Origin of the sequence: Vibrio sp. 10N.222.52.C3 (assembly GCF_041474195.1) — a bacterium.
Classification (GTDB): Bacteria; Pseudomonadota; Gammaproteobacteria; order Enterobacterales; family Vibrionaceae; genus Vibrio; species Vibrio crassostreae_C.
In genome coordinates, this window is the sequence record NZ_JBFRTQ010000215.1 from 1 (window position 1) to 561 (window position 561).

Below are 561 nucleotides of genomic sequence, written 5' to 3' on the forward strand. Positions count from 1 at the left end.
GATATACAGTAATAAGAAAACGACGAATTAATTTAAATATATTGGAACAGAACCAATATTATCTATAAAGAAGTGGAGTTAAAAAATGACTATTAAACGTTACGGTGTTGAAGGCGGTACAGGTACAGGCGGACAACATTTACCATTTGCACGCGCAACTGAAGCGGGTGGTTTCCTATACGTTTCTGGCCAGACACCGATGACAGATGGTGAAGTGGTAGAGGGTGGCATTGTTGACCAGTCTCGCCTAGCGATCCAAAACTGTGTCGATATCATGACTGAAGCGGGCTACGGCCTAGAAGACGTAATGCACGTAAAGGTTGTGCTAACGGATTCTCGTTACTTCCAATCTTTTAATAAGGTATTCAAAGAGTTCTTCGGTGCTAACCCACCGGCTCGTATCTGCATGGTTTGCGACCTAGTTGTAGACGTGAAGGTTGAAGTAGATGTGACTTGCTACCGCGCGGATCGCGTTTAGTAATAACCTAATCACAATTACCTACTTAGAGAGTATTAGGGGTTAGTCATCCCTGTTATTATCCTTTAATACTCTCACCCTAC

Annotated in this window: 1 protein-coding gene; it reads left to right on the top strand. The window is 42.8% G+C overall.

Annotation, left to right across the window (positions count from 1 at the left end):
- Nucleotides 1-85 precede the first annotated feature (85 nt).
- Nucleotides 86-478, top strand: coding sequence for a RidA family protein (locus AB4517_RS22325; RefSeq protein ID WP_017065166.1), 393 nt, complete (start codon nt 86-88; stop codon nt 476-478).
- Nucleotides 479-561 lie beyond the last annotated feature (83 nt).